This is a genomic window from Microbacterium capsulatum (assembly GCF_030865425.1).
GTDB classification, from domain to species: Bacteria; Actinomycetota; Actinomycetes; order Actinomycetales; family Microbacteriaceae; genus Microbacterium; species Microbacterium capsulatum.
The window spans coordinates 325,766-349,542 of record NZ_JAVFCB010000004.1; the positions used below are offsets into that span (position 1 = coordinate 325,766).

Consider the following 23,777-nt stretch of genomic DNA (forward strand, 5'->3'; position numbering starts at 1 on the left):
CGATTTATTCTCGTATTAGATCGAGCGAACGAATAGCCGGTCACCGTCGAAAGGTATTCAGAAATGTTCAGCTTTGGGTTTGTAACTCGCGTCATTATCGCAACAGCTCCAGTGATCACAGCTGCCACGATCTTCCCAAACGTCGCTCAAGCCGCCGTAGCCAATGATCTCGTGCAGCTCGCTCAGATCCAGCAGATGGGCGTTGCCAGCGACGGTACATACCCGGATCGGTTTGGCTCGCTTGAGAACACGTTCTGTGCGGCCGACCTCGTCGATACATTCGGAGCAGGCTGCGACGATCGTGGCCGCAACCTTCTCGGCGTCGTGCCGCTGAACGACTTTGCGGTGTCCTATGCATTGAGTGCGGGGCGCACGCACTACGTCCTTGCAAGGCAGCTCCGGGATGGTTCGGTGCTCGCGGTCAGCGACACCGTGAGACTGCCCGTGACTTGCGAGAGCTACAACTACGAATGCCTCACGCAGCTCACCGACGATGAGGGATTGCGCAACAGCGTTCCGGGTTGGCAGAGCCTCTGAGATTGGCTCCGTCGTCGGAGGTCATGGATTAGGCGCGACGACGGAGTCTTCCGCTCGGCATGCAGAGTCGAACTGCATGGGCCAACGAGCGGAACAGGAAACGCCCACCCGGGTTCGACGGCCGGGTGGGCGTTTCTCTTGCGTAGTGATCAGGCTCGATGCATCTCGATGACGAGGTTGTGTGTCGCCAGCGAACCGTTGTTCCAGAGGCACACGATCAGGAACGCATCATCAGGGTCGTTGGACTGCCAGATTGGAAGCGAGCCGATGTCCGGCTTGGCAATGGTGGACACGGCGGTCACGTTGTAGCGAACGTTGGCAATCTCCACGGCAGCACCACGGGAGAGGCCGGCCTCGTTGACTGCGTTACCGATTGCGCCGCCCTGCGTGTGCGTGTGCGCTAGGAAGTAGCGCGGGCCGTTCGCGGCGTAGCCGTTCGCCGGGTCGTCGATCACCCAGAGATCCTCGAAGGTCGCGGGCTCCAGTTCCTCGGAGAACGGCATAGCTCGAGGAGCGGGGAGCGCCAGCGTAGGAGGCACCTCGGACGTTGGCTGAGCGACTGGTTCGGTCCACCGATACTCATGACGACGCATGGCCAGAGGGGCCTTGATCGTCGGGGCGACTGAAGTTCCGACGATCGCGATGTCAGGACCGACGCCGGTCCGAACAAGCTCGGGTACGGCACGCGTTGCAATCGGTGATTCGGAGGGGATGGGAGCAGAAGGCAAGGTCTCGGGTACAGGGACCTCAGCGACCACTGCGGGGGGAGTGGTTGGCTTCGGCTCGGGCTGGGGCTTCGGCTTGATAGGCGGCTCTGGATCCGGAGGGTACTGGTTAGTTGCCATGCAGGCCGCGTCGAAGAAGTTGACGTGGAAGCCCCCCGTGTCCGCGCCGTATGCACCAGCTTCCCCGGCGCTCGCGATGCCAACGTAATGGGGTGTCTCACCCGGTTCGCACTCGGGTGGGTCGACACCGGCGTAGGGTGCGCCGAGTTCCCGGAAGGTCGACGTAGCCACCAGGAGGCTCATGGGAACAACGTAAGGGCCGTGCTCCCGTTCGTACTGTGAAGTAACCTCAATGGCAAAGTTGCAGCCATAGAAGCGACCAGGGTGTGTGATCTCGCCGTTCCAATGGCCAGGTTGGGGCTCGACGTCTTGGACGTAGCAGTTCTCTGCCCACAGGCTTACGCCCTCAGGAGTGCCCGGAATGTGTTCGTGGTTCCTGTCTGTCCATTCCCCAGCGACAGCTCCCGCGGTCCCTCCAAAAAGTGTTGAGACAATAACGAGCAAGCTCGCCGCAACCGCGATTGCCTTTCTGACCATCATGTTGATCCTTTCGCCTCGGAGCGAGACGTTCTCGCTCTCGCTTCTATCTGATACGGCGAAAAGAGCAATCTTGTGAGCACGTACGCGCGCGAAACGAAAGCCCCTCCTAATGGGTGAATCATCCAAAAGGAGGGGCTTTGCGTGATGCTTACGCCTTGGTGCCCTTTCCGACGCCCTTCGCAGCGCCGCCCTCGGCCTTGGATCCACCCATTTCGCACCTCCCTATTGCCCGGATCGGATCTCTTCTCGCGATCTACTAGAAGCGTACGAGGCCCGAAATGACATTCCCGGACGGATGTACGCGAATAGCGTCTAGCGTTTGAACGCGTTCTGAGCGCCTGATATCGAGAGAAGCGATCTCGCTACGTCGCGAGCGTCAAAGTCGCTCAGCTCGTCCCAGCGGGCTTCTCAAGTCTTACTGGCGCGCGAGACGAGTGATCTTTTCTTGAGCGTGCCCTCTCTCGCGGCTGGTGTGCGCTTGCTAGCTTTCGTGTGTGGGCCTGAAGCAGAAGCGGATGACAGTCAAAATTGGGAGCGCCCGTGAGGCTGCGCCCAAGCGAGATCGAGCCACTCTGATCGCTGCATGGATCGCGGCGGGTGCCGCCCTTGTCGCAGCGTTCACGGGTGTGGCTGGTGTTCTCATCGGAAACTCGCTGAGCCATGACCAAGCCACCGCGACACACCGAGCCGAGACGTACGGGGCATACCTCGGGGCACTGGCCGCCTTCAATGAAACTGCGTGGTCGATCTCAGCTTGGGCGGGCACAGGTGCGCCCAGCGCCGCGCCCATCAGCGGAGGTGCCGATTCCGACTCCTTCTGGGCTGCCGCTCGCCAGGAGCAGGCATCTCTCGAGTCCTACTATCTGACCGCGATGATGGCAACGGACGATCCTAAGATCGCGACCCTGCTGACGGAAATGCGAAGCGGTCAGCAGAGCATGTGGCTAGCGCTCAAATGCACTGCCAAGTTGCAGGTCTCCGACTGCACGGATGCGAACACGGCTAAAAATCACACAGAGATCGTTGAGAAAATAACTGCCTGGTCTGGCCGCCTCGACAGGTCCAAGACCCAGCTCGTCGAGACTGTCCATAGGTAGGGCGTCGGAGCGACGCTGATGCGATTCGGTGCGCATGACGAGGGACCCTGTGGTTGAGCATTCGCCGAGCGCTTCGACAGAGCTTGATGCTAGTTACCCCAAAGCGTCCACGACGAGCATGACACGAGTGGTGGGGCTACTGTCCACCCACTTCTGTGCAACGGCAATGGCCTCTTCCTTGGACTCTCCCTCGTACCTCTCCGGAGACGGAACTCCAACCATCCAGCGCGGTGCATCTCCATTACCTATATAGCTCATGCCGTGAAGTACAACGATGATACTTTTACCGGTCGCTGCTTCTTGAGCTGCAATTCCCGCTCTGTATGCGTTCTTAGCCGGCACATTCACTTCCGAGGACTGTACGATTCCTGCACCCAGCGGAGTAATGACGTTCGTTACTGCCTCAGTTACCTTGGGAGGAAGAGGTTCGGTTCCCTTGACGACGACCCATTCACCCGATGGAAGATGATATGCCTTGGGATCATTACCTCTCCGGAAGGACTCGTTGATCTTTGCAGCATCTGCTTCGTTGACAGTGTCACCGACCTTGGCGCTGGCAACGGGATCTGCCGACTTTGGTGCAGGGCTCCCGAAAGGGGTGTTGCTCGACCTCGGCTGGGGCTCAGGACCTGCATTGTCGGTGCTAGGAGCGCAGGCTGCCAGAGTCATTATCGCAAGCATCGCCCCAGCGAGGGCAGCCGCTCGGGGAAACGAGGCTCGGCTTCGACAAGAGGTCGGGTCACCATTGATCACGATCCGATCATGTCGGTATATCGGTGTTCGTATCAACTTCACTTACGATGAATCGGAGCACTGAACGCCGTACTGGAGAATCGGAGCAACATGGGTAAGCGCACGATCGAGGAACTCTTTGATGACATCGACGGTGGGCAGGCGACTAGCTCGATCACCTTCGGCCTCGATGGAAGCAACTACGAGATCGATCTCAACGACGCGAACGCCGAAAAGCTCCGCGCGGTGTTCGCCCCATGGCTGGAGGTGGCAAGAAGGGTCCCGAAGAACGGCGCGCCTCAGAGCCGTACGCCGCGTTCCCGCCGTGGGAACGCGAACCTCACGGGGGTTCGCGAGTGGGCAAAGGAAAACGGGCACAAGGTGAGCGACCGGGGCCGCATCCCTGCTGATGTCCTCGCAGCCTACGAGGCGGCGCGCTGAGGTTCAGATCCGACAAACGCCCGAGAAGACTCAACCCCCTCGGTCGTTCGCACATTCGGATGGCTACTTCATCGGAAGTTTGATCACCTGACGCACGCCACCCGGTTGGCTTGTGAGGATCAGGTAGTAGGCGTCGGTCTTTCCGCGGGCATCCACGAAGGGCCTGATATCGCACTTGAAATGGGTTTCGGGACTCGATCCCTTGCCGTTCGATTCCGACGCGCAGCTCAGCTCGGGACCATGAGTCGCATCCTTGTCACGGCCGAGTACCCACGTATTCGTCCTTGCAGACCTGTGCTCGCCTGATAGCGTCACGGCGAAGGATCCCGTGATCGGATCGCTGTTCGTACCAGATCCGGTGATCTTGATGTCTGACGCCGAGAAGAAGTTCTCCTCTTGGGGTGCAACCCACCAGTGAGCTTTGGCTGTCGGTGCAGACTTCGTGACGAGCGGCCATGCGTCGATCACTCCTTGCTCCCCTGGAAGAGCGTTGGCGCGGGGATCGTCCCAGATGCCGTTCTTCCCGAGCCCAGCCCCTTGCCTGTTCAGGATGCCGGTTGAGATCGTCAGCGGCACCACTTGCCGCCAGCGCGAGCCTTTGACAGTGGTGACGATGAAGTAGTTGCCATCGCCATAGTTCGTGTCGATGAACCATGCCCAGCTGTTGGCCATGCCTTCGTAGTTCAGGTTGTCCGTCGTGCAGAACACCGGGACTCCGTCGACGGCGTCTTCGGACTTGGCGATGAACATCAAGAGCTCCGGCACAGCGGGGCGATCAGCCTTGCCGTTCTGCTTCTTCGGGGGTTCAAGCCACTCCGACCTGCACTTCGACTGGAACTCCACGACGAGTGGCTTCGCGGGATCGATCCGAGGTTCGGGGCTGCCGACTTCCAAAGGCACCTCAGCCACGTTCCTGTAGCGCGGCTTGTCCCCGGCGACATCTAGATAGCTGTACTGGTCGCCGTTGATCTTGAGGTCGCCCAGGTACATACCGCCCCAGTCCGGCTTCTCGGCGACCGGATTGGAGAACCAAGTGTCGGAGCTGGGTGTCGGCGATGGCGTGTCGATAGTGGCGCCTGGGGAATCGCTGGGGATTGCTCCCAGAGCGCCACTATCGGTGCAGGCTGCGAGCGGTAACAGGGCGAGGGCGATCAACACCGCTGTGGCCAGACGCACGGAGTGACTCTTCATCTTGCTTCCCTCTCGTTGGGGGCCGGAGGATCATTCGGATGTGCCTCGGCCCTGGAGGCAGCAGTGACGAGCATTCGCAGTAGTGAGAGCGGCATCTCAGGATTGACGACGAACCACAGTGCGATCAGGACGAGGAAGATCTTTCCGGGCAGGCTCGCGAAGATAAACGGGAAGATCGCGATTGCGGTGGCACGGATGATTACGGCACCTGATACTGAGACGAAAGCAGCCAGCGCAGCCCGTTTCCCTGGAGTCAGACTCGCCCCGCGGGCTTTCTCGATTGCGGCCCAGAGGACGGCTACCTCCGGTGATGCGCTGGAAGTGCGCTTCTCACGTAGATAGTTGAGCGTGAGGTAGGTGGGGAACAAGACGAGTGGCAGGGTCACGAGCCCGGTGATGAGTGGCGACAAGCCGGAGGACCCAAACAAGCCGGAGGGCCCAAACAAAACGCCCGAGACGCCCTGCTCGAAAGTCGCAATGACGATGCCGAAAAGGACCGCGCGGGCAAGGAGGAATAGGAAGTTCGCGTTCATCAAGCGCAGGATTGGATACGACGCGAGGAACGCTGACAGAGCATCAAGCAACTCCCCGAAACGCGAAGGGTTTGCTTCAAGCTCCTGAACGCGCCTCATGATCTGGACTCCACGAAATGGACTGCCGAGAAGCGCCTGCGCGGTCATGACGATCATGGTTGAGAACCACGTAAGCAGTGAGCCCTCAATCAGCATCGCTCCTAGGGCGATCATCGCCCCGACGGGGAGACTCGCAACTAGGACTCTTCCGAATGCCTCGCTTGGCGTGATTTTCGGGAAAAGATTGAATTCTGCCATGGCTGTCCTCACCACCTGTCTCCGTGACGGCTACGATCTGACGACTTGGCCGTGTGTTCGTCCGAGAATTGCTGAATCGCCCGGATAGGTGTGCCGTCGTTCTCGTACTTGGGTTTGTGCTTGGACCGGAATCGACCCCACACGAACATGCCGACGAGTGCGGTCACAAGTATCGCGATCACGAGCGCGATTGCGCCGAGCGCCTGCCCCTGCACGTCCTGCACACCGCCTGACTCCTCGGGTGCCGCTGGGCCAGGCGCGGCTGACTTCTTGATCTCGTCGGGCTTCTTGTCCTTCACCGACTTCGACGGCGGCTTCTCCTCTGCGGGCTTCGCCGCAACAGCGTTCGCGCATGCGTCCTGCCACGAGCGGGCGCCGAACTGGACCGTCAGAGTTACGAGGTACTTGTGGAGATTCGCTCCGAGCATTGCGATACCAGCCCTGAAACGATCCTGATCCTTGATGTTGTTGGTGACGAGGCAATCGCGAGCAGGACGTTGAGCGACGATGATGCCGTCGCCTGGGAAGGTCAGCGTGGGCCCAGCGCCCGGTGCGTCGGGAGGAATCTCTACGCCCGTTGTCAACTTGGTGCCGATTGAGTCGATCAGCTTCGGGAAGGCTGCGTTGAGCGAGAGAGTGACGAGGTTTGGGTCGGTGCTACCGGGCTCCCAGCTTTCGCGCTTCATCGTCTCAACGGTGATGTCTCCCTCGGCAGGATCTGGCGCGCTGCCATCGGGGGAGTACCACCATGCCGAGGCGTACCACTGCTTCTGATCCTGAGCGGAGTGTTGATCCGTTGAGGTGCTTCCAGACTTTGCGTACGGCGCGCTCGGAGCGGTGTTGTACCAAGATGGAGCGCCGGGGATGTCGGGAAAACGTGGAGTCGCAGCGTGGGCCGGAGCGCAGACGGTAATGAGCGCGACAACTATGAGCGCTATTCCCGGTGCTTTGATGCTCTTCATTTCAATCCCTTGTTCGAAAAGCTCTTTCTAGTATTTGACTAGGTGCTCCGCGGAATTTCTTGATCATGAACGCGAGCGCGACTTTGAATGGAATGCCGGACTGGCCCCGCCACCAAAGGTCGAATATGTGGCGTTGATGGGACCAGTCCGGCAAATCGCCCGCTGGATTAGGTCGGGCGATGGTCACGGAGCCGGAGAAGGCGAGCCAGGCTAGAAGCCGACCTTCTCACCGCTGCAGTCGAGTCGCGGTTCGCTCCGTGACAGCTCTGGAGTAGTCGAGCGGACTATCTCGAACTCTTACGTCTAGTTGATCACGCGCCTTGTCGGCTTTCTGCGACTTGATATGCGCTCGATTCGATCGTCAGTACGCACCCGAGGCATTCAACGCGCCGTGGAGAGAAAGCGCTGTCTCGCGCGACACGAGATCGCGTCGATCTACTTCGGGCTCTCAGGTCGCCGCCGCGAGCTCAGTCCTTCTTCCATCTGTCGGAGTCGAAGATGTCGCTCACGTCCTTGCTGGCGTCTTCAGATGGGAGACTCGCTTGGAGCTCCGGCATGGCGATGTTCTCCGTTCCCTGAGCTGAGGCCGGGAATCCCGGCTGTCCCGGAGGAATGTTGAGCTCATTGAGTAGCGCGGGGATGTCATCTTCCGGCGCATAGCCGATCTTGATGCCCTGGACCTCGCCACCCTCGGCTCCGATGAGCGCTAGACCCCTGCTGCCGTTATCAAGAGCGTTCACGATGCCGGCGGCCGCGCTGGAGTCGGCGCTCGGGAACACCATGCGCAACGTTGCGCCCTCTGGCGGCGACTTCGGCTTCACCGCTAGCACGCCCGATGTGAGCTGAGACCGGAACTCGCCGTCGATGATCTTGGCATCGGGTCGCTGTGTGGCAACGGCCAGGTGAATCCCCACGAACCGGGCCTCGCGCGCGATCTTGGCCACATAGAACTGCAGGGTTGCTTTCGCCCCGTTGATCAGCTCCGTCTGCTCAACCTCTTCCGGCTCGATAGTCTTTGCGATGTTCTTGTCCAGGACGATGGGCAACACGAGACTGGTGAACTCATCGATGATGACCGTGAGCGGGCGGATCTGCTCACCCTCGCGCACTTCTGGATCCAGGTCAGCCCAGAACCCCCGCTCGTGCTGGATGAGTACGTGCTTACGACGGACAAATTCGTCGTAGACGCGCTTGATTTGTTTCCCGGCATCAATCTCGGTGATTGCACACTGCTTGAGCCGATCTCGGAGCCGCGCGAAGTCAACGGCAGCCTTCAGAGGGTCGATGACGATGACTTCATGGCCCCTCGCCAGCGCTTGAACTGCGATCATTCGCAACACGATGGTCTTGCCGGATCCAGTCGGGCCGACGACGAGCGAGTGAGGACCATCCTTGAGGTCAATGCCTTGCGGGTCTCCTCGATGATCGAGGCCAATGTTGATTCGGTTCCACTCCCTACGGTCGATGTTCATCAGCAGGTCGCGCATCGGCACCAAGGTAGGCAACGCGATCGGCTTGCCATACTGAAGCACCTTGACCGGATCGTCCTGCTTGTCGATGATCTTCCAGCCGTTCGACCCCTTGGGAAGAGAGTCACGGAGTGCGAGCAGGAAGGCCTCACGCTTTTCGGGAGTGAGGCCAGCAATGGGCGCTCGATCGATGATCAGGGTCTCGATGCGTTGTGGATATACGTTACGGTCAGGCTCATCATTCTCCACCCAGATGATCCTGAATGTGAAGTCGTGCGCAGGCTTGCCAAGGTTCCTGGCCGCATCCTCGTAGATCTTCATCTCGATTGGGCTGACCGGGGTGAGTTGCGCAGTACGCACGCGGCCGACGAGGTCGTAGTCCGTGATCGTGTATCCCAGCGACGCGGCGTACTGCTGGAGATTTGCTAGGTCGGAACCGGTGAAAGTCTCGGCCAGATGCGCAACCTTCAGCGGAAGGCTGCTCTCGCCATCACGGGGGAGGTCCTCGATCCGCTTCACCTGATACGCCCACAGCAGCTCGTACTGATCCCGCTCATCTTTGGCGTAAGCGTTCCCGAGCATGATTGCCGACACCACAGCGCCGACGAGAGCAATCACAAAGGCGGCAAACGCGAGGACGGCGAAGAACGACGAAGGGCCGGCCAGCTGAGTCAGCAGTTCGAGCAGCACCAGCCCAACTAGAGCGATGACCGTGACACGAGACGGCCCAAACCAGCCGATCGCATCTCGGAAGAGTTGATTCGTTGGGTAGAAGAACCCGTGCGTGTAGGCGGCCCGGCGACCGATGAGTCTCCACTTGAACACCGCGCGATGGAACGCCAGAAGGGAAACGACCACCGCGATGATCCATCCGGGTGATGCGGACATAGCGATGTCCTGAAGAATCCAGACGCCAAAACCCCCTAGAGCAACCACGACCGCCCGTAGCCAGACACCAATCGGGTGGACATCGGGCCGAATATCATCTATACGCTCATGCGGCTGGGCGCTGCGTAATGATTTCCTCGGTCGAGCGTTCCCGATGACGTACTTGTCGATAGCCCGTTCGCCTGCACGGACCATTTCGCGCTTGGCGATTCTTCCTACAAATCTGCCCAGTCCCACATCTTGCCCCTTTGCCTCATCCAGTTCGAAGTTCTCTATTTCGAAGATAGAAGGCGGCATCACAAGAGATTGCGACATATACGCGATACGAGTATTCAGTCAAAGCTTTGACATCTTCTCGGTGCCTGCGAAACTCTCGTACTAGCGACTCGTACGGAAGGATCACGAATGCCCGTCAAGCCCAATCTGGTCGTTGTTGATATCGACGGAACGGTGAATCGCCTGCGCTCCGAAGCATCCCCAAGTCCAGAGCCTGGGTGGGACGATGACGTGATCGAGCGCATTGGAGGCTTGAGCGGACCTCGGGTGCACATCCATCGAGGAGTGGTCGATCAGCTCGCCCAGCTCAATCAGCGCGATGACACCGAAGTCGTTTGGCTCTCGTGGTGGTCACGTCATCAGGTCGCACAGCTCAATCGATCTCTCGACGTGGACTTTCGGACTCTGCCCGTCACGGACGATCGTCATGGAGGTAAGCGCCGCTCCCTGAAGATCGAACTCCTCCGGGCAAACCGAGAGCGAGTCGTGTGGCTAGATGACGACGAGGCGAGCGCCGACGAGCAGCTCGCAGCGCTGTCCGACATGCTCACGCTGGAGCCCGACTTCCTCACCGGTCTTACGCCGCTATACCTCGAGGCCGTGGTTGCCTATCTCGGTGGCGCAGACGAAGCTGATCTGATCGCACACCTGGTGAACGCCGAGTCTTGGCGATGGAGTGATCGCGTGAAGCCAAGACATAACTATTCACGCCGGATGCCGACCATGTTCGATAATCGCGGCGCTCTGATGCGTAAGGCTTTCCTTGAAGAGCTGGCCGAAATAGCGCAGCGCGCTGAGGTGAAGCCCAAGACTGACGAGAGCTACGGTAGACGCAACGGTGTGCGCCTCGATCCGTGGCAGTTCGAGTATGCGGCGCAACTCTGGGCGGAGAGCGGACTGGCCATTGAGTTTCGTCCGTTGTCAGGGAAGCCTGGTGAGATTCAGGTGGTCACCCCACGACGGGGAGGTTTGGGCGATGGAGAGTGACGATGATGACACGCTCTGGCATAACGAGAACTGGGGCTTTGTAGACGTCCCATCCGGGATTCCGGACAGCCAAATTGAGCGACATTTCGGTCTCGATGCTCGAACCATGCAGAACAACAAGCAGAGGTCCATCGCGCAGGTCGCGGCCGATCTCACCAAGGAAGCACTCACTCAGTACGCGTACGCCGGGCGCGAGCCGGGCATGTCCGTCGCCACGGAGATCGTGCGTGGCATCATCAATGGGTACGGCGCTATCGACCCTGGTCACCGATTCGAAGTGGCCTACGCGTTGCGGGGCATCGTCGAGGAGTTCGTCGTCAGGGAACTGAGCATGCTGGTCATGCCTCCACGCAACTCTCGCATGACTTGGGCGCAGGCGGCGGCGCTGGTTGGCGTTCCAGAGTCGTCTCTCCACTATCGGTATGCGCCGCGAGTGTTCAACCCTCAGGCAAAGGCGTAGAGGGACTGCGATGCAGATTGATCGAGGCGACACGACGATCGGGTTGGCAGGCGACTGGCATGGCAACGGGGGATGGACCCGGCGCAAGCTTCGACAATTCGCGAGGGCAGGCGTACGGACGGTGCATCAGCTCGGAGACTTCGGCATCTTCATTGGCGCAGCCCAGCTCGGCTACATCATGGAGATCGAACGTCATTGCGCGTTCAACGACATCCATCTGTGGATCACGCCCGGCAATCATGAAGACTGGGACTACTTGGACGCGCTATTCAGGGTCGACGGAGGAGCGGAGCCTCAGTACCTCGTACCGCGCAACGCCCACGGTTTCCAATCCGATCACATTCATGTTCTACCTCGGGGCTATCGCTGGCACCATGCCGGGCGATCGTTTGTCTCTGCAGGTGGCGCGCCGAGCATCGACTATCAGTTCCGTGAGCGCGGAGTGGACTGGTGGCCGAACGAGCAGCTCCCAGAGGAGAAGGCCAATGAGATCGCTGCTGCTGGTCACGCCGAGATCATGCTTGCCCACGACATGCCCGATCTCGATGCGGCGGTGCTCAGGGACACGCTGGCGCCAAGGGTGAGCGTGGTAGGGGCCTGGCCGGCTCCGGCCCTGCACTACGTGGCCGAAGGGCGCCGTCGTCTCAGCATCGCCTACGAAGGCGTTCGTCCCAAGCTGTTGGCGCACGGCCACTATCACCGATCCGGGGATGAGCAGATCCCTGGCGGTGCGCGGGTGCTGTCGCTGGACATGGACGAGTCGGCGGGAAACGCTCTGACGCTTGACCTGACTGCTGCGGACTTCGGTGTCAACTGGCTCGGCGACTGAGCAGGAATCCGATTTCGGAGTTCTCAAAAACGAATGCTTCTTGAGAGTCAGCAGGTGATCGTAAGCCCCAGCCAGATGCCCGTGTCGTCGTGTCTTAAAACTCGCACGATTCTTGCGACTCAAAAACGCACGAGTTGATGCGAGTAGAATTAGATGTGAAGCCAATTACATCAAACGGAACTCTCGTTGGCTACGTTCGTGTCTCCACGGGCCGACAGGATGAACAACTCCAGCATGACGCCCTCGACCGGGAGAAGGTGCTCAAGCGCAATCGGTACGTTGACCGAGGTGTGAGTGGCGCGAAACTGAGTCGTCCTGGGCTCGATGCAATGCTCGCTGACGTTCAGGCGGGTGACACGATCATCGTGTGGAAGCTCGACCGGATTGGGCGCTCGACCGCGCACGTCATCTCGCTGATCCACGACCTGACGGCGCGAGGTGTGCACATTCGGAGTATCAGCGATGGACTCGATACCACCACGACGATGGGCAAGGCCATGCTTAGCGTCTTGGCGATCTTCGCTGAAATGGAACGGTGCTTCATCCGGGAGCGAACGATGGCCGGCCTGGCATCGGCACGTGCTCAAGGGCGAGTCGGTGGGAGGCCGAGACAGGTCAACGACAAGAAGCATCGGCAAGCGCAGGCGCTGCGCGACTCAGGCGAGAGCGTCCCTGACATCGCCAAAACGCTGGGCGTCAGCGTTGCGACGGTCTACCGCGTGACTACTAACAAGCGATCCGCCGCCACTCTCGGCTAAGCCCCTCGGGTGACTTCACTTTCGAGCGGCTACGAGTCGGCTGTGCGACGCTGTGAAGATGCACAAGACGACGCGTGTAGAAGCCTCTCACCATGTTCCGACGCCAACCGCCGCAGACTTGCAGAGAATCGCGAAGGTTCTGAGCGAGGTCGGAGGCCCGAATGTGGTTTGGGGGCCCATCGATCTGCTCAACATTTGGGTAGTCGAGCAGCGTGCCCGGCTGGACCAGCAAATGTCGGAGCGTGTTCGAGTCGCATCGTGGGCGCTCGTAGGGGCAACGATCGGACTGGTCCTATGCACTGGAGGGCTAATCTGGGCGACGCTCGCTGGTGGTGCGGCGTAGCTCGGGCCTGCCGAACTTACGGGTCCGGCCGCCACAAAAGGGTCAGGCTACGCGGTTAGGTTGGCCTGCGCTGATCCTGATCCATGCGGAAGATGCCGGAACGAGGTTCGCGATTCGGGTTCGTCCAACGAGGCGAGCATCCGTGCTCCAACCTTGCCGATTACCAAAGAGCGCGCGTCAATAGGGGGCCTCTACTCACGAAGATGCCGCCCGGTAGCGGTTGAGGTCCTACCGATCCGCGAGCGCCCGGATCGTGTTGCCCTGCTGCTCGCTGATCGCACGAGCCATGATCACCGGATCGAACCGGTCGGGTTCCATCTCCGGTTCCGGGTCGTGGCGCTCCTCGCGCGGCACGTCGGACATCGGCTGCTAATCCTTCCGGGGCGGTATTCATCATGCTGAGCTTGAGCCGGGCCGGTCATAGAGCGAGTTGCCGAGCATGCCCGTGCGGAAGTACTAGTGGTGCCATTGTAGAAGCTCCTCCCCGCCGCAGTGGCCCGCGGATGGCAGCGGACACCATGAGGCTGCCTCGGGCCAATAGCAATAGCAGGTCGTCCACACCCAATCTCCGCCTGAACAGGTCGTGTGAACGGTAAGTCGGGCCTGGGGCATTGATGTCCTCCTACTGACGCGCGCTCTAAGCTAGCCAAGCCATTCGGACAGTGGAGTCGTGCCTCCCGTTGCTTGCGCCCAGTATGCATGACCGATGGCGATGCCCGCAGTGGTTAGCACGAGGCTAGAAAGTTCCGTGTCTCGCCATGCGCGCTGCAGCGCCGCGAGTCCAGGCACGCGTTCAATGGCTTCGCGTTCGACTTCGAGGTCCTCCATCCATCCCTGCAGTGCCAGCTGCTGAAGAACAGGAACCTCATTGGCCAGGCCTCGCGCACGTGCAATGCGTTCCACGTCAGCAAACGCGAGTGCATCAACCTGGAATGCGTCATCGGGGCGCCGCAAACATGGCATCAGCATGTTCGCGGCGTGTGCGAGGTCAAAGACCGCGGGTAGTGCAGCGTCTTGGGCAAAGCCGCGGGTAAACAGCCCTTCGGCACCACTGCGAATGAGGCTGCCAAGTGGAGTCTCATGGCCGGAAACGCTTCCCACGCCGACGAACACAATGTGCTGATAATGAGTGGATCGAGTCGGGAGATCGCTTACGAGGGGCTCGACGTAGCGCTCGAGGTAGGCGTAGAACTCGTCCAGTGATGTGACCCTAGCCGGCCGGGCGTAGCGGAGCGAAAAGATCAGCGCGACGACGCGACGCTGCGGTTCAGAGAGTTTGGCAACGCATTCAATCGCAGCATCGAGGGCCAGGGACTGTAAAGTCCATTGCGCTTCCGTAGTGCGGTGCAGCAGCAGATCAACCAGGACCCGCTCAAGGTTCTCTTCGCCTGACCGCACAAAACTCTTCTGTGCCTCAGAAAGCACTAGCTGGATGTCGGGCCTGGTAAGTTCTTCCAGGTGGGATGGGGATTCTGCGTGAAGCTTTCCTAGATAGGCATTCGTAATGCTTTCTGCGCGGCTTCGGGCGATAGCCTCCGCCACGCCTCGAAGTTCGGTGGCATTCGCAAAATACACATCGATGGCGATCTGCCGTACCTCGGCCAGGGTTGCGCCGTTGATGGTGATGTCTCGCCCCGCTTGATAGTTGGTCGATGCATCTCCGCCGTGTTGCTGCTGATCCTTGCGCCGGATCATCTGTCTCCTGTGCGGATGTCGCGCCCCGCCTGCAGATTGGTCGACTGGGTGCCCGACTTCTGGCGCTGTGTGAGTTCCCGGCCACGTGAATCGTCGCGACGGACCAGGCCGACCACGACACAGATGGCACCCCCGAAGCCGATCGTGAGGCCGGTGATACCCGGCCAGGTCCAGAATTGGCCCGCGTCGCCGCTTTGCAAAGCAATCGTGAGCGCAGCGACGACGAAGGCACCGCCCAAAGCAACTAGGATCTCACCCAAAATCAGCCATTTCCCGCTAGACACTCTCGTCACCTTTCCGGTTGGAATCGTTTCTCGCCACATGTGAGTCCGGACGTTGGGCGAAACCCCCGCCGTGGGCGAAGAGCGTCGTGTAGTCGACCTGCCGCGCGAACGGCCGCCTCGTTGCCAACTCATCAACGACGACCTCATACGGGGAGTCACCCGCGCTCAACGGCCGGATCGTGAGTCCGAGATCGCGAGGTGATGGAACGACGCGGCGGACAATGATCGTCTCGCCGTCGAAGTCCGTCGCAACTTCGCGAGGCGCGGATGCGTCGCCGCCGAACACTCGTCGCGGCCTGGTTTCGTAGGGGTCTGCGCTCCCAGGCGGCGCTGTCCCAGACGCGTCCCACTCTGCCGAATCCAGCAGGTCAAGCGACGTTACTTGCAAGCCGAGCTCGATCTGGATGCGTTGAAGAGCGCGACCGAGCTCAACAGCGTGAGACGGTCGTTCACTGGGGTCGAGGGACATGGCCCGCTCAAGGGCGGAGAGGAGGCCCGGATGCAGGTCGTCTCGATCCATCGGGGTCAACCGGGAGCTCGTGATCCGTTCGATCAGGTCGCTAGCGCTGTTCCGTTCCCGAGGCACCTCGAACGGAGTCCGTCCGGCGAGCAGCGTATAGAGCGTGGCAGCGAAGGAGAACACATCTGACAGCGGGCTGAGACGAGGCTTCTCGTCGAAAAGTTCAGGCGCGGCCCAAGGAATGCTGAAGCCTCGCAACCCACCGCCCGCGGGAACCGCCGTGCCGAAATCGGTCAGAGCTGGGCGTCCATAAGCCGTAGTTAGTACGTTCGCAGGTTTGATGTCCAGGTGCAGGATGCCAGCGCGATGGGCTGTTTCGATCGCCCCGGACAGCTGAACGCCGATCCGGAGCGTCTCTTCCTGCGAGCAGGGCCCCTGACGCGTCCGTAACCCCAGCGAAGTGGGACAGTACTCCATGACGATGAGCCCGCGCCCATCACGTGACACACCGGCCTGATATATCGTTACAATCGATGGGTGGGATGACAGCGGTGCTATTGCGTTCGCCTCACGAACGAGCGCCTCTACAACGCCCTGATCCGAGGCGCTGAGGTCTGGCGTGATCGCCTTCACCGCGACGACACGGCGCGGCAACTGCTGATGGTAGAGATAGACATCTGACATCGCCCCAGACCCCAGCAGGCGCACGTAGTCAAATCCCGCTATCGTCGGCGGTTTTAGCGGAACCCTGTGTGCCATGCACCGCCCCTCTCGAATGCCTCGGACTATAGTCTGCTGGAACCGGCAGCCCAACCGCTCACGCCGCCCCCGGTCGGAGGCGAGCCGGTCTCGCCCCTTTTGGGCAAGCGCGACGAGAGCTTGGCGCCGCTACAGTCCAGTTTTCGAGCGCCGCTGACAGTTTGTTCGCCATATCAGCGCAGATGGACATGGCGGATCATGGCTGGTAGTCGTCGTGCACGACGATCCGACTCAGCTCAATGGTTCCGTCCGGGAGCTTCCAATAGTGAAGGCGTCGAGCCGACGGGACGTTCTCCTCGATGTATGCGCGGTAGCAAGTCGAACCGTCGTCGCGGGTTATCGCTGGTGACGACGAGCTGACGCGCAGGGGATGCACCTGGCGTTTCTCGATGGCTAGCCCCGTGAGCACAGACACCACGGCGCGCAATGACTTGCTCTGGAACGCGGGGTCGAGATCGTCTAGTGTCTGGGCGAATCGCTCGCCGAGTAGGTACTCCGGGAGCGGATGTGCTGGCTTCTCCGAGGCTGGTACCCATTCGACCCACTCGCTCTGGATGGCGAAAGTCGCTGCGGCACTCAGATCGGGAAACAGCTCAGGTCGATACGACGGGACGCTCGAGGATGCGACAGTGACTCGGGCCTTGGCACCCTTCACCTGGACGCGACGGGTCTCGCGTTCGTCTGACAGCTTCTTCTTGAGTTCGGCGTTCTCGACCAGGAGCTCACGTTCACGCTCAACAGCTTTGGCTGTCCGTGCTCGTGCCTGACGATCGTTCTCCTGGGTTGCGATGTACATCTCGGTGAGCCTTGCGACCCGATCGCTCTCTTCGAAGACTCGAGCCTGAAGGGTGGAGATCGTGTAGTCCCGTTCGGCAATCGTGGCGTCGCGATCAGCGATCGTCTCGTCTCGTGCAGCGAGCTGTTGTGAGGCGACCTGCTCCCAGTCGGCGGCTAGCGGCTCAGTCTCGGAGGGGGCCGGGGTGGCAACGTTGGGAAGCTGCTCGGCGACCGGGCGCCGCAAGGGGGCGAGATCCGAATGGGGCGACATCGACGGCGTCTCTGGCGCCGCGACTCTAAGAACTCTGTTGGGTAGGTGCGAGAACCCCTTGGCTTTCTCAATCAAGGTGTACTGGCGTTTTGCCATTCCTAGTTCGTCTTCGACGGCGAAGAACAGAGGAGCAGCAATCATATCGTCAGCCCAAGCGATACCCCGCGGATAGAGTCTGGCCGCACCGCCAAAGACATTGAGCTTCGGCGGGAGGGCATCGGTTAGCTCGTAGGTGAGGTCTGGGTCCGCAATTTTGTAGACCTTCACGCTCATATTCTTGATGCCCTCGCCAATGGCGTCTGCGTCGAATGGGAAGCTTCCGTCTTGTCTCGGAGTGACCACGACGACAGCGTGGCTTCGATGGATGCTGTTTAGGTCGTCAACAAGATCTTTGATGTCGAACACGGACCGGACTTCGGTGTATGGCACTGGGGTTTCTCATCTCTCGCGCGTCGTACTCGACTAGTTGTACTACGAGCGAACGACATTCTGCAGTGAGGCGTGCAGGTAGTGAACGGCAGTCCTGAGACGTTGGGCCCTCGCGCGCGTTTCTATTTGAAAGCTGCTGTCCGATCTGCCGCACTCGAATGTTGCGTTCGCTCTTGGGGCTGCGATGGACGGGTGGCCTGTTGCGGGAGACTGTGTCTATGAAAGTTCCAGCTCCCGAACACGTGCTTGCTACGGCGCGTCCTGAGGTCGCTGCTGACTGGCACCCGACGCGCAACGGTGAGATGACGCCGTTCGATGTAACGCTCGGATCCGGGCGGAAGGTTTGGTGGCGTTGCTTTCAGGGCCACGAATGGCAGGCAGTGGTCAACTCGCGGGCTCGGGGCTCGCGCTGTCCAATGTGTGCGGGTATCGTCGCGGTCCCGGGTGAGACCGATCTCGGCACTATTCGTCCAGACCTCGCTGCCCAATGGCATCCGACAAGGAACAGCTTCAAGATCTCGACGGTCCTGCCGCAGTCGAACAAGAGTGCGTGGTGGCTGTGCGAGAGCGGACATGAGTGGGAAGCGAAGATCCAGAATCGGTTCCAAGGAAACGGCTGCCCGGTGTGTGCTGGGCAGATGGTGGTACCCGGTCTGAACGACATGGCGACTGTCCGACCGGACCTCGCCGCCGAGTTCCACCCGACTAAGAACGCCCCCTTGACGCCCGCAAGCATCTTCCCTGGTGTGGCCCGCAAACTGTGGTGGCGATGTGACCTGGGCCACGAATGGGAAGCAACTGGCAACAGTCGCTCGTCGCTCGGGACCAACTGCCCGGCATGTTCTGGTCATCGAATCGTGGTGGGATTCAATGACCTGCCGACGGTCGCTCCAGAGGTCGCCGCCGAATGGCACCCCACTCTTAATGGGGAGATCACGCCGACGATGGTGACTCTTCGCAACGGCAAGAAGCGCTGGTGGCGATGCGAGCTTGGGCACGAGTGGCGGACGACAACGGCCAGCCGAACGGCGGGCAACGGATGTCCAACTTGCGCCGGGCGAAACGTGCAGATCGGTGTCAATGATTTGGCGAGTCGCCGCCCAGCTGTCGCGCTTACCTGGCACCCCACCCGGAATGGTGAGGTCCGGCCGATCGATGTCACGCAGTTCTCGAACCGCAGCTTCTGGTGGCAGTGCTTGAAAGGACATGAGTGGCGATCAACGGTCAACAATCGTTCCCACGGGCAGGGATGTCCTCAGTGCGCAGAGACTGGGTTCCAGGCGAACAAGCCAGGCCTGGTCTACTTCCTTGAACACCGAGCGTTCGGCGCATTCAAGATCGGGATTACGAACGTAGGCACGTCAAGGCTCGCGAACTTCCAGCGCGAAGGATGGGAGATCTTGAACCTCGAACTATTCGAAGACGGGCACCACGCACGGCAAGTGGAAGCAGCAATAAAGCACTGGTGGCGGGTCGAGCTCGGGCTTCCCGTATGGCTCGCGCGCGAGGACATGGCTGCAACATCCGGCTGGACCGAGACCGTCGAGGCCGATGCGCTTAGCCATGCAGGCTGTGTTGCTCGTATCAAGGCTGAGTCCGTGCGGGCGCGGCTCGGGAACGGATGAGCTGTGCGGTGACATGCGTCCCTCTGCGCTCGACACATTGGCTCGACAGAAATCCGACACTATCGTCAGTTTTCGAAGGTTTGTGCTGATTTGATGGCAACGAGGAAATCCCAGGTCGGCTGTAGATAGCGCGAACTGGCGCAAACAACGAACGCGATCTATCTAGCTCCCGGAGGTCGCAGGTTCAAATCCTGTCCCCGCAACAGAAGAAAGGGCCCGATCCGCAAGGATCGGGCCCTTTCGCTTTGCCTCGAGGGATGTCGTCCCCGTTATGTGAAACCCTGGTCAGGGCCCGGAAACCGCCTTCGCGGAGCCCACCGTGCGGAGCACCAGGACGAGACCGATCAGGCCGAGCGCGTTGGCCACCAGCGCGGTGGCGATCACGACGATCGCGCCCCGGTCGTAGGCGAAGCCGAGCACGGCGCCGGCCACGAGGAGGCCCGCGCCGCGGACGAACGCCAGCCAGCCGAAGGCGATCGCGCGGGAGGCCGACGGGACGAGCTCGGTGACCACGGCCTTGACCGTCGAGTCGAGGATGCCGTTGACGACGCCCCAGACGGCCACGCCGATCCAGATCAGGGCGACGCTCTGCGTGAACGCGATCGCCGCGACACCGGCGGCGACCGGGACCAGGTACAGGGTGCGGGGACCGAAGCGGTCGTATGCGCGTCCCATGACCAGCCCGCTCGCACCGTCCACGAACATGGCGACCGCGAAGAGGATCGGCACCTGCGCGTCCGTGAGCAGGTGCCGCGACTGCGCGTGATACGCGAGCAGCGGGAAGGACGCGATACCGGCGGAGAGCACGGCGATCGCGGCGACGTAGAGCCAGAACCGGCCGGGCAGGCCCCGTCGCAGTGGAGCGGCGGGACGCGCGGCCGACGGGACGGCGGCCGCCTGCCGCTCCTGGGCCGCCGGCGTCTCGTAGACGAGGGGATCCGGGACGCGGTGGCGCAGCCAGAACAGCAGCGCGAGCACGAGGACGCCGGGGACGATGAGCACCCCGAACGCGAGCGCGTAGTCGCCGTCGCGCCACCCGAGGACCGCGGCGAGCAGCAGCGGGCCGAGCACCGCGCCGGTCTGGTCGAGGGCCTGGTGCACGCCGAACGCGCTGCCGCGGCCGGTGCGCGCCGAGGCGTGGGAGAGCAGCGTGTCCTTCGCCGGGGACCGCACCGCCTTGCCGAGACGCTCGGTCCCGTACAGCAGCAGGGCGGGCGCGATCACGCCGGTGACGCCGATGAGCGGGACGCTGAGCACGGTGAGCGCGTAGCCCACGATCGTCCAGGTCCAGTAGTGACGGGTGCGGACGACGGCATAGCCGGTCACGACCCGGAGGCCGTATCCGATGAACTCACCGGCCCCGGCGACGATGCCGACCACGGTGGCCGACGCGCCGAGCGTCGCGAGATAGGGGCCGATGATGCTGCGCGCACCCTCGTAGACCATGTCCGCGAGCAGGCTGACGACGCCGAACGCGATGATGAAGTGCCACGGGCGCAGCAGGCCCTTCGCGGCCCGGGTGGTCGTGTCCTGGTCGTCGGCGTGCACACGCGGATTATCGCAGACGGAGGTTGCCCGGATCCGGCTGCCGGAGAGCGTCGGAGGCGGCTCCGCGCCGCCCGATCCGGGATCCTGGGTGTCGATTCACAGTCGGCCGGGATATCGTCGCCCTGTGACCCCCGACGAACCGCCGCTGACTCGCCGCGCCCTGCGCGCGAGGGCGGCAGCGGAGAGCGCGGTCTTCGTCGATCCGACCGGTCGCCGCGCCCGCCGCGCGAGGGGAGCGGTCGCCGCCCTCGTCCTCGGGGTCGGGGCCTCGATCGCGATCGCGGCGATCGCTGTCACCGCGGCGCCGAGCCTGCAGGGCCCGCGGCTTCCCGACGGGACCCGTGCCGGGGCCGTGGCGCAGCCCGCTCCCGCCCCGAAGGCCGCCCCCGCGGGCGACGCTCCCGTGGCACCGGTCTCCGACGGCACCCCGGTCGGCGTCGTGCCCGTGTCGACGGTCGACGCGTCCACGACGACTTCGGGATCCGCCGCACCCCGGACCGCTCCCTCGTCGGCGGCATCCTCGACCTCCTCCGCGTCGACGGCCCCGGGCAAGAGCGGCACCGCGCCGGGGCACACGACGACGCACGGCAACGGCACTCCTCCCGCGCACCCATGAGCCGGCGCCCCGCCGTGCGCCCCACGGCGCACTGGATCGCGCTGTCCGCCGTGGTCCTGTTCCTCGTGGCCGTCCTCGTCGTCCAGGGCTACGTGCAGCACCTCGGCGGCTCCGCGGCGGACGGCGCCGCCCAGCCCGGTTCGGCGGCCGCGGTCCCGTCCGCCGTCGCGCACGGCGGCCCTGTCGTCGCGACCCGGAAAGGCCTGCGCACGCTCGCTCCGCCGTCGCGCACCGTCGCCCTCACCTTCGACGACGGCCCCGACCCGCGCTGGACTCCGGAGATCCTGAAGGTGCTCTCCGCCTACGGCGCGCATGCCACCTTCTTCCAGATCGGCCAGCAGGCCATCGCGCACCCGGATCTCGCCCGCGCGGTGGTCGCCGCCGGCTCCGAGGTCGGGGTGCACACGCTCACGCACGTGAACCTCGGATCCGCCCCGACCTGGCGGCAGCAGCTCGAGCTCACCGCGGGGGAGCAGGCGCTCATCGACGCCACGGGCAGCACCACGGGTCTGTTCCGGCCGCCCTACAGCTCCACGAACGCCGCCCTCGGCGACGCCGGATGGCAGGCGATCCGCGCGGCCGGCGCGGACGGCCTCGTCACGGTGCTGACGACCCAGGACAGCGAGGACTGGCGCCGCCCCGGCGTCGACGCGATCCTGCACAACGCGACACCGCAGGGCGACGCCGGGCAGGTGCTGCTCATGCACGACGGCGGCGGCGACCGCAGCGAGACCGTCGCAGCGCTGAAGCGACTGCTGCCGGCGCTCGCCGCGCGCGGGATCCGCGTCACCACCGTGAGCGACGCGTTCGGGCTCGCGCAGACCAGCCGGCCCGCCACGTTCGGCGAGCGTGCGGCCGCGGCGGTGACCGCCGGCGCGGTGCGGGTCAGCGACGGCGTCGTGGTCGCCGTGGAGATCGCGCTGCTGATCAGCGGGATCCTCGTGCTGCTGCGCTCCGTGCTCGTCGTGATCGTCGCCGCGCGGCACGTGCGCCTCAGCCGGCGCCGTCCGGGGCGGCCGGTCGGCCGGGCCAGGACGACGGCGGTCGCGCACACGGTGACGGATCCGGTCACCGTGATCGTGCCCGCCTACAACGAGGCCGCCGGTATCGAGGCCGCCGTGCGCTCGATCGCCGCGTCCACGCACCCGGTCGAGGTGATCGTCGTGGACGACGGATCCACCGACGACACCGCCGGGATCGTGGAGCGCCTCGGGCTGGACGGGGTGCGGGTGCTCCGGCGGTCGAACGGCGGCAAGCCGGCCGCGCTGAACACCGGGATCGCTGCGGCCTCCCACGAGCTCATCGTGATGGTGGACGGCGACACGGTGTTCGAGCCGGACACGGTGGCGCGGCTCGTGCAGTCGTTCGCCGACCCGGCGGTGGGCGCGATCTCCGGCAACACGAAGGTCGTCAATCGCGGCGGCGTGCTCGGCCGCTGGCAGCACATCGAGTACGTCGTCGGGTTCAACCTCGATCGGCGTCTGTTCGACCTCGCCGAGTGCATGCCGACCGTGCCCGGCGCGATCGGCGCGTTCCGCCGGTCCGCGCTCGCCGGTGTGGGCGGGGTGAGCGACGACACGCTCGCCGAGGACACGGATCTCACGATGGCGATCCTGCGGGACGGCTGGCGGGTCGTCTACCGCGAGGACGCCCGGGCGTGGACCGAGGTCCCGGCCGACCTCGGCGCGCTCTGGAAGCAGCGCTACCGGTGGTGCTACGGCACGCTGCAGGCGATGTGGAAGCACCGCGGCGCCGTGCTGCAGGGCGGCTCTGCGGGGCGTCTCGGCCGGCGCGGGCTGACCTATCTGCTGCTGCTGCAGGTGCTGCTGCCGCTGCTCGCGCCCGTCGTGGACGTGTTCGCGCTGTACGGGATCCTGTTCCTCGACCCGGTCCGCGTGCTCGGGCTGTGGCTGTTCTTCCTCGTCGTGCAGACGGCCGTGGCGGCCTACGCGTTCCGGCTCGACGGTGAGCGGATCGGGCCGCTGTGGACTCTGCCGCTGCAGCAGATCGTGTACCGCCAGCTGATGTACCTGGTCGTGATCCAGTCGGTGTTCACCGCGATCGCCGGGCGCCGCCTGCGCTGGCAGCGCATGCAGCGCTACGGCACGCTGCCGATGGCCGACGAAGGGCCGGCCTCGGCGGCCCCGGCGGATCCGGCGTCCGCATCCGCGCGCCGTGCGGGATGATG

General features: G+C 62.8%; 22 protein-coding genes. 10 read left to right on the plus strand and 12 right to left on the minus strand.

What is annotated here, in order from left to right:
- Window positions 1-63: 63 nt before the first annotated feature.
- The gene (locus tag RBR11_RS09035; protein ID WP_308488995.1) at window positions 64-537 is read left to right on the plus strand and encodes a hypothetical protein; all 474 of its coding nucleotides are present in this window, start codon (window positions 64-66) and stop codon (window positions 535-537) included.
- Window positions 538-686: 149 nt separating this feature from the next.
- On the opposite strand, the gene RBR11_RS09040 is transcribed toward RBR11_RS09035, so the two are convergent.
- Window positions 687-1,862, minus strand: coding sequence for a hypothetical protein (locus RBR11_RS09040; protein WP_308488996.1), 1,176 nt, complete (start codon window positions 1,860-1,862; stop codon window positions 687-689).
- 494 nt (window positions 1,863-2,356) lie between these two features.
- Here RBR11_RS09040 and RBR11_RS09045 point away from each other — a divergent pair, with 494 nt between their 5' ends.
- Entirely contained in the window at window positions 2,357-2,959 is a 603-nt protein-coding gene (locus RBR11_RS09045; protein ID WP_308488997.1) for a hypothetical protein, read from the plus strand.
- A 93-nt stretch (window positions 2,960-3,052) separates the two neighbouring features.
- Here RBR11_RS09045 and RBR11_RS09050 read toward each other — a convergent pair whose 3' ends face one another.
- Window positions 3,053-3,628, minus strand: a complete 576-nt coding sequence (locus RBR11_RS09050; protein WP_308488998.1) for a hypothetical protein — start codon at window positions 3,626-3,628, stop codon at window positions 3,053-3,055.
- A gap of 174 nt (window positions 3,629-3,802) precedes the next feature.
- Between RBR11_RS09050 and RBR11_RS09055 the strand changes: the two genes are divergently transcribed.
- A complete protein-coding gene (locus RBR11_RS09055) occupies window positions 3,803-4,132 on the plus strand; it encodes a histone-like nucleoid-structuring protein Lsr2 (RefSeq protein WP_308488999.1) in 330 nt (109 codons plus the stop codon).
- Between the two features lie 63 nt (window positions 4,133-4,195).
- Here RBR11_RS09055 and RBR11_RS09060 read toward each other — a convergent pair whose 3' ends face one another.
- The 4 genes from RBR11_RS09060 to RBR11_RS09075 all read right to left on the minus strand — a co-directional run bounded on the left by RBR11_RS09060 (window position 4,196) and on the right by RBR11_RS09075 (window position 9,787).
- Window positions 4,196-5,308 carry a hypothetical protein gene (locus RBR11_RS09060; RefSeq protein ID WP_308489000.1) on the minus strand — a complete coding sequence of 371 codons (1,113 nt, stop codon included), beginning with the start codon at window positions 5,306-5,308 and terminating at the stop codon, window positions 4,196-4,198.
- An 11-nt stretch (window positions 5,309-5,319) separates the two neighbouring features.
- Window positions 5,320-6,153, minus strand: a complete 834-nt coding sequence (locus tag RBR11_RS09065) for a hypothetical protein (protein WP_308489001.1) — start codon at window positions 6,151-6,153, stop codon at window positions 5,320-5,322.
- A gap of 8 nt (window positions 6,154-6,161) precedes the next feature.
- Window positions 6,162-7,115 (minus strand): hypothetical protein, encoded by a 954-nt coding sequence (locus RBR11_RS09070; RefSeq protein WP_308489002.1) that lies wholly within the window; start codon window positions 7,113-7,115, stop codon window positions 6,162-6,164.
- Between the two features lie 467 nt (window positions 7,116-7,582).
- Window positions 7,583-9,787, minus strand: a complete 2,205-nt coding sequence (locus tag RBR11_RS09075) for an FtsK/SpoIIIE domain-containing protein (RefSeq protein WP_308489003.1) — start codon at window positions 9,785-9,787, stop codon at window positions 7,583-7,585.
- Between the two features lie 90 nt (window positions 9,788-9,877).
- Here RBR11_RS09075 and RBR11_RS09080 point away from each other — a divergent pair, with 90 nt between their 5' ends.
- From RBR11_RS09080 to RBR11_RS09095, 4 genes are all read left to right on the plus strand, one after another.
- Window positions 9,878-10,735 carry an HAD domain-containing protein gene (locus RBR11_RS09080; RefSeq protein ID WP_308489004.1) on the plus strand — a complete coding sequence of 286 codons (858 nt, stop codon included), beginning with the start codon at window positions 9,878-9,880 and terminating at the stop codon, window positions 10,733-10,735.
- Window positions 10,725-11,195 carry a hypothetical protein gene (locus RBR11_RS09085; protein WP_308489005.1) on the plus strand — a complete coding sequence of 157 codons (471 nt, stop codon included), beginning with the start codon at window positions 10,725-10,727 and terminating at the stop codon, window positions 11,193-11,195. Before RBR11_RS09080 ends, RBR11_RS09085 begins: the two co-directional genes overlap by 11 nt.
- A 10-nt stretch (window positions 11,196-11,205) precedes the next feature.
- Window positions 11,206-12,024, plus strand: coding sequence for a metallophosphoesterase (locus RBR11_RS09090; protein WP_308489006.1), 819 nt, complete (start codon window positions 11,206-11,208; stop codon window positions 12,022-12,024).
- Between the two features lie 137 nt (window positions 12,025-12,161).
- Window positions 12,162-12,782 carry a recombinase family protein gene (locus tag RBR11_RS09095; protein WP_308489100.1) on the plus strand — a complete coding sequence of 207 codons (621 nt, stop codon included), beginning with the start codon at window positions 12,162-12,164 and terminating at the stop codon, window positions 12,780-12,782.
- A 571-nt stretch (window positions 12,783-13,353) separates the two neighbouring features.
- Here the strand turns inward: RBR11_RS09095 and RBR11_RS09100 are convergent.
- The 5 genes from RBR11_RS09100 to RBR11_RS09120 form a co-directional block, all read right to left on the minus strand.
- Window positions 13,354-13,488 carry a hypothetical protein gene (locus RBR11_RS09100; protein WP_308489007.1) on the minus strand — a complete coding sequence of 45 codons (135 nt, stop codon included), beginning with the start codon at window positions 13,486-13,488 and terminating at the stop codon, window positions 13,354-13,356.
- A 279-nt stretch (window positions 13,489-13,767) separates the two neighbouring features.
- Entirely contained in the window at window positions 13,768-14,820 is a 1,053-nt protein-coding gene (locus RBR11_RS09105) for an LPO_1073/Vpar_1526 family protein (RefSeq protein WP_308489008.1), read from the minus strand.
- Complete coding sequence (locus tag RBR11_RS09110) at window positions 14,817-15,104, minus strand: hypothetical protein (RefSeq protein ID WP_308489009.1); 288 nt, start codon at window positions 15,102-15,104, stop codon at window positions 14,817-14,819. The genes RBR11_RS09105 and RBR11_RS09110 overlap by 4 nt, the downstream gene beginning before the upstream one ends.
- The gene (locus RBR11_RS09115) at window positions 15,097-16,323 is read right to left on the minus strand and encodes a serine/threonine-protein kinase (protein WP_308489010.1); all 1,227 of its coding nucleotides are present in this window, start codon (window positions 16,321-16,323) and stop codon (window positions 15,097-15,099) included. The genes RBR11_RS09110 and RBR11_RS09115 overlap by 8 nt, the downstream gene beginning before the upstream one ends.
- A 196-nt stretch (window positions 16,324-16,519) precedes the next feature.
- The gene (locus tag RBR11_RS09120) at window positions 16,520-17,800 is read right to left on the minus strand and encodes a hypothetical protein (protein WP_308489011.1); all 1,281 of its coding nucleotides are present in this window, start codon (window positions 17,798-17,800) and stop codon (window positions 16,520-16,522) included.
- A gap of 218 nt (window positions 17,801-18,018) precedes the next feature.
- Here RBR11_RS09120 and RBR11_RS09125 point away from each other — a divergent pair, with 218 nt between their 5' ends.
- A complete protein-coding gene (locus tag RBR11_RS09125; protein ID WP_308489012.1) occupies window positions 18,019-19,425 on the plus strand; it encodes a zinc-ribbon domain-containing protein in 1,407 nt (468 codons plus the stop codon).
- A 285-nt stretch (window positions 19,426-19,710) separates the two neighbouring features.
- Here RBR11_RS09125 and RBR11_RS09130 read toward each other — a convergent pair whose 3' ends face one another.
- Window positions 19,711-20,973 carry an MFS transporter gene (locus RBR11_RS09130; RefSeq protein WP_308489013.1) on the minus strand — a complete coding sequence of 421 codons (1,263 nt, stop codon included), beginning with the start codon at window positions 20,971-20,973 and terminating at the stop codon, window positions 19,711-19,713.
- A 124-nt stretch (window positions 20,974-21,097) separates the two neighbouring features.
- Here RBR11_RS09130 and RBR11_RS09135 point away from each other — a divergent pair, with 124 nt between their 5' ends.
- Both RBR11_RS09135 and RBR11_RS09140 read left to right on the plus strand, forming a co-directional pair.
- Window positions 21,098-21,589 carry a hypothetical protein gene (locus tag RBR11_RS09135; RefSeq protein ID WP_308489014.1) on the plus strand — a complete coding sequence of 164 codons (492 nt, stop codon included), beginning with the start codon at window positions 21,098-21,100 and terminating at the stop codon, window positions 21,587-21,589.
- Entirely contained in the window at window positions 21,586-23,775 is a 2,190-nt protein-coding gene (locus tag RBR11_RS09140; protein ID WP_308489015.1) for a bifunctional polysaccharide deacetylase/glycosyltransferase family 2 protein, read from the plus strand. The genes RBR11_RS09135 and RBR11_RS09140 overlap by 4 nt, the downstream gene beginning before the upstream one ends.
- The last annotated feature ends 2 nt before the right edge of the window (window positions 23,776-23,777 follow it).

Excerpts from the sequence above, each read along its gene's own strand:
- RBR11_RS09035 (WP_308488995.1), top strand. The coding sequence starts at position 64 with ATGTTCAGCTTTGGGTTTGTAACTCGCGTCATTATCGCAACAGCTCCA.
- RBR11_RS09040 (WP_308488996.1), bottom strand. The coding sequence starts at position 1,862 with ATGATGGTCAGAAAGGCAATCGCGGTTGCGGCGAGCTTGCTCGTTATT.
- RBR11_RS09050 (WP_308488998.1), bottom strand. The coding sequence starts at position 3,628 with ATGACTCTGGCAGCCTGCGCTCCTAGCACCGACAATGCAGGTCCTGAG.
- RBR11_RS09055 (WP_308488999.1), top strand. The coding sequence starts at position 3,803 with ATGGGTAAGCGCACGATCGAGGAACTCTTTGATGACATCGACGGTGGG.
- RBR11_RS09065 (WP_308489001.1), bottom strand. The coding sequence starts at position 6,153 with ATGGCAGAATTCAATCTTTTCCCGAAAATCACGCCAAGCGAGGCATTC.
- RBR11_RS09070 (WP_308489002.1), bottom strand. The coding sequence starts at position 7,115 with ATGAAGAGCATCAAAGCACCGGGAATAGCGCTCATAGTTGTCGCGCTC.
- RBR11_RS09075 (WP_308489003.1), bottom strand. The coding sequence starts at position 9,787 with ATGTCGCAATCTCTTGTGATGCCGCCTTCTATCTTCGAAATAGAGAAC.
- RBR11_RS09080 (WP_308489004.1), top strand. The coding sequence starts at position 9,878 with ATGCCCGTCAAGCCCAATCTGGTCGTTGTTGATATCGACGGAACGGTG.
- RBR11_RS09085 (WP_308489005.1), top strand. The coding sequence starts at position 10,725 with ATGGAGAGTGACGATGATGACACGCTCTGGCATAACGAGAACTGGGGC.
- RBR11_RS09090 (WP_308489006.1), top strand. The coding sequence starts at position 11,206 with ATGCAGATTGATCGAGGCGACACGACGATCGGGTTGGCAGGCGACTGG.
- RBR11_RS09095 (WP_308489100.1), top strand. The coding sequence starts at position 12,162 with ATGCGAGTAGAATTAGATGTGAAGCCAATTACATCAAACGGAACTCTC.
- RBR11_RS09100 (WP_308489007.1), bottom strand. The coding sequence starts at position 13,488 with ATGTCCGACGTGCCGCGCGAGGAGCGCCACGACCCGGAACCGGAGATG.
- RBR11_RS09105 (WP_308489008.1), bottom strand. The coding sequence starts at position 14,820 with ATGATCCGGCGCAAGGATCAGCAGCAACACGGCGGAGATGCATCGACC.
- RBR11_RS09115 (WP_308489010.1), bottom strand. The coding sequence starts at position 16,323 with ATGGCACACAGGGTTCCGCTAAAACCGCCGACGATAGCGGGATTTGAC.
- RBR11_RS09125 (WP_308489012.1), top strand. The coding sequence starts at position 18,019 with ATGAAAGTTCCAGCTCCCGAACACGTGCTTGCTACGGCGCGTCCTGAG.
- RBR11_RS09140 (WP_308489015.1), top strand. The coding sequence starts at position 21,586 with ATGAGCCGGCGCCCCGCCGTGCGCCCCACGGCGCACTGGATCGCGCTG.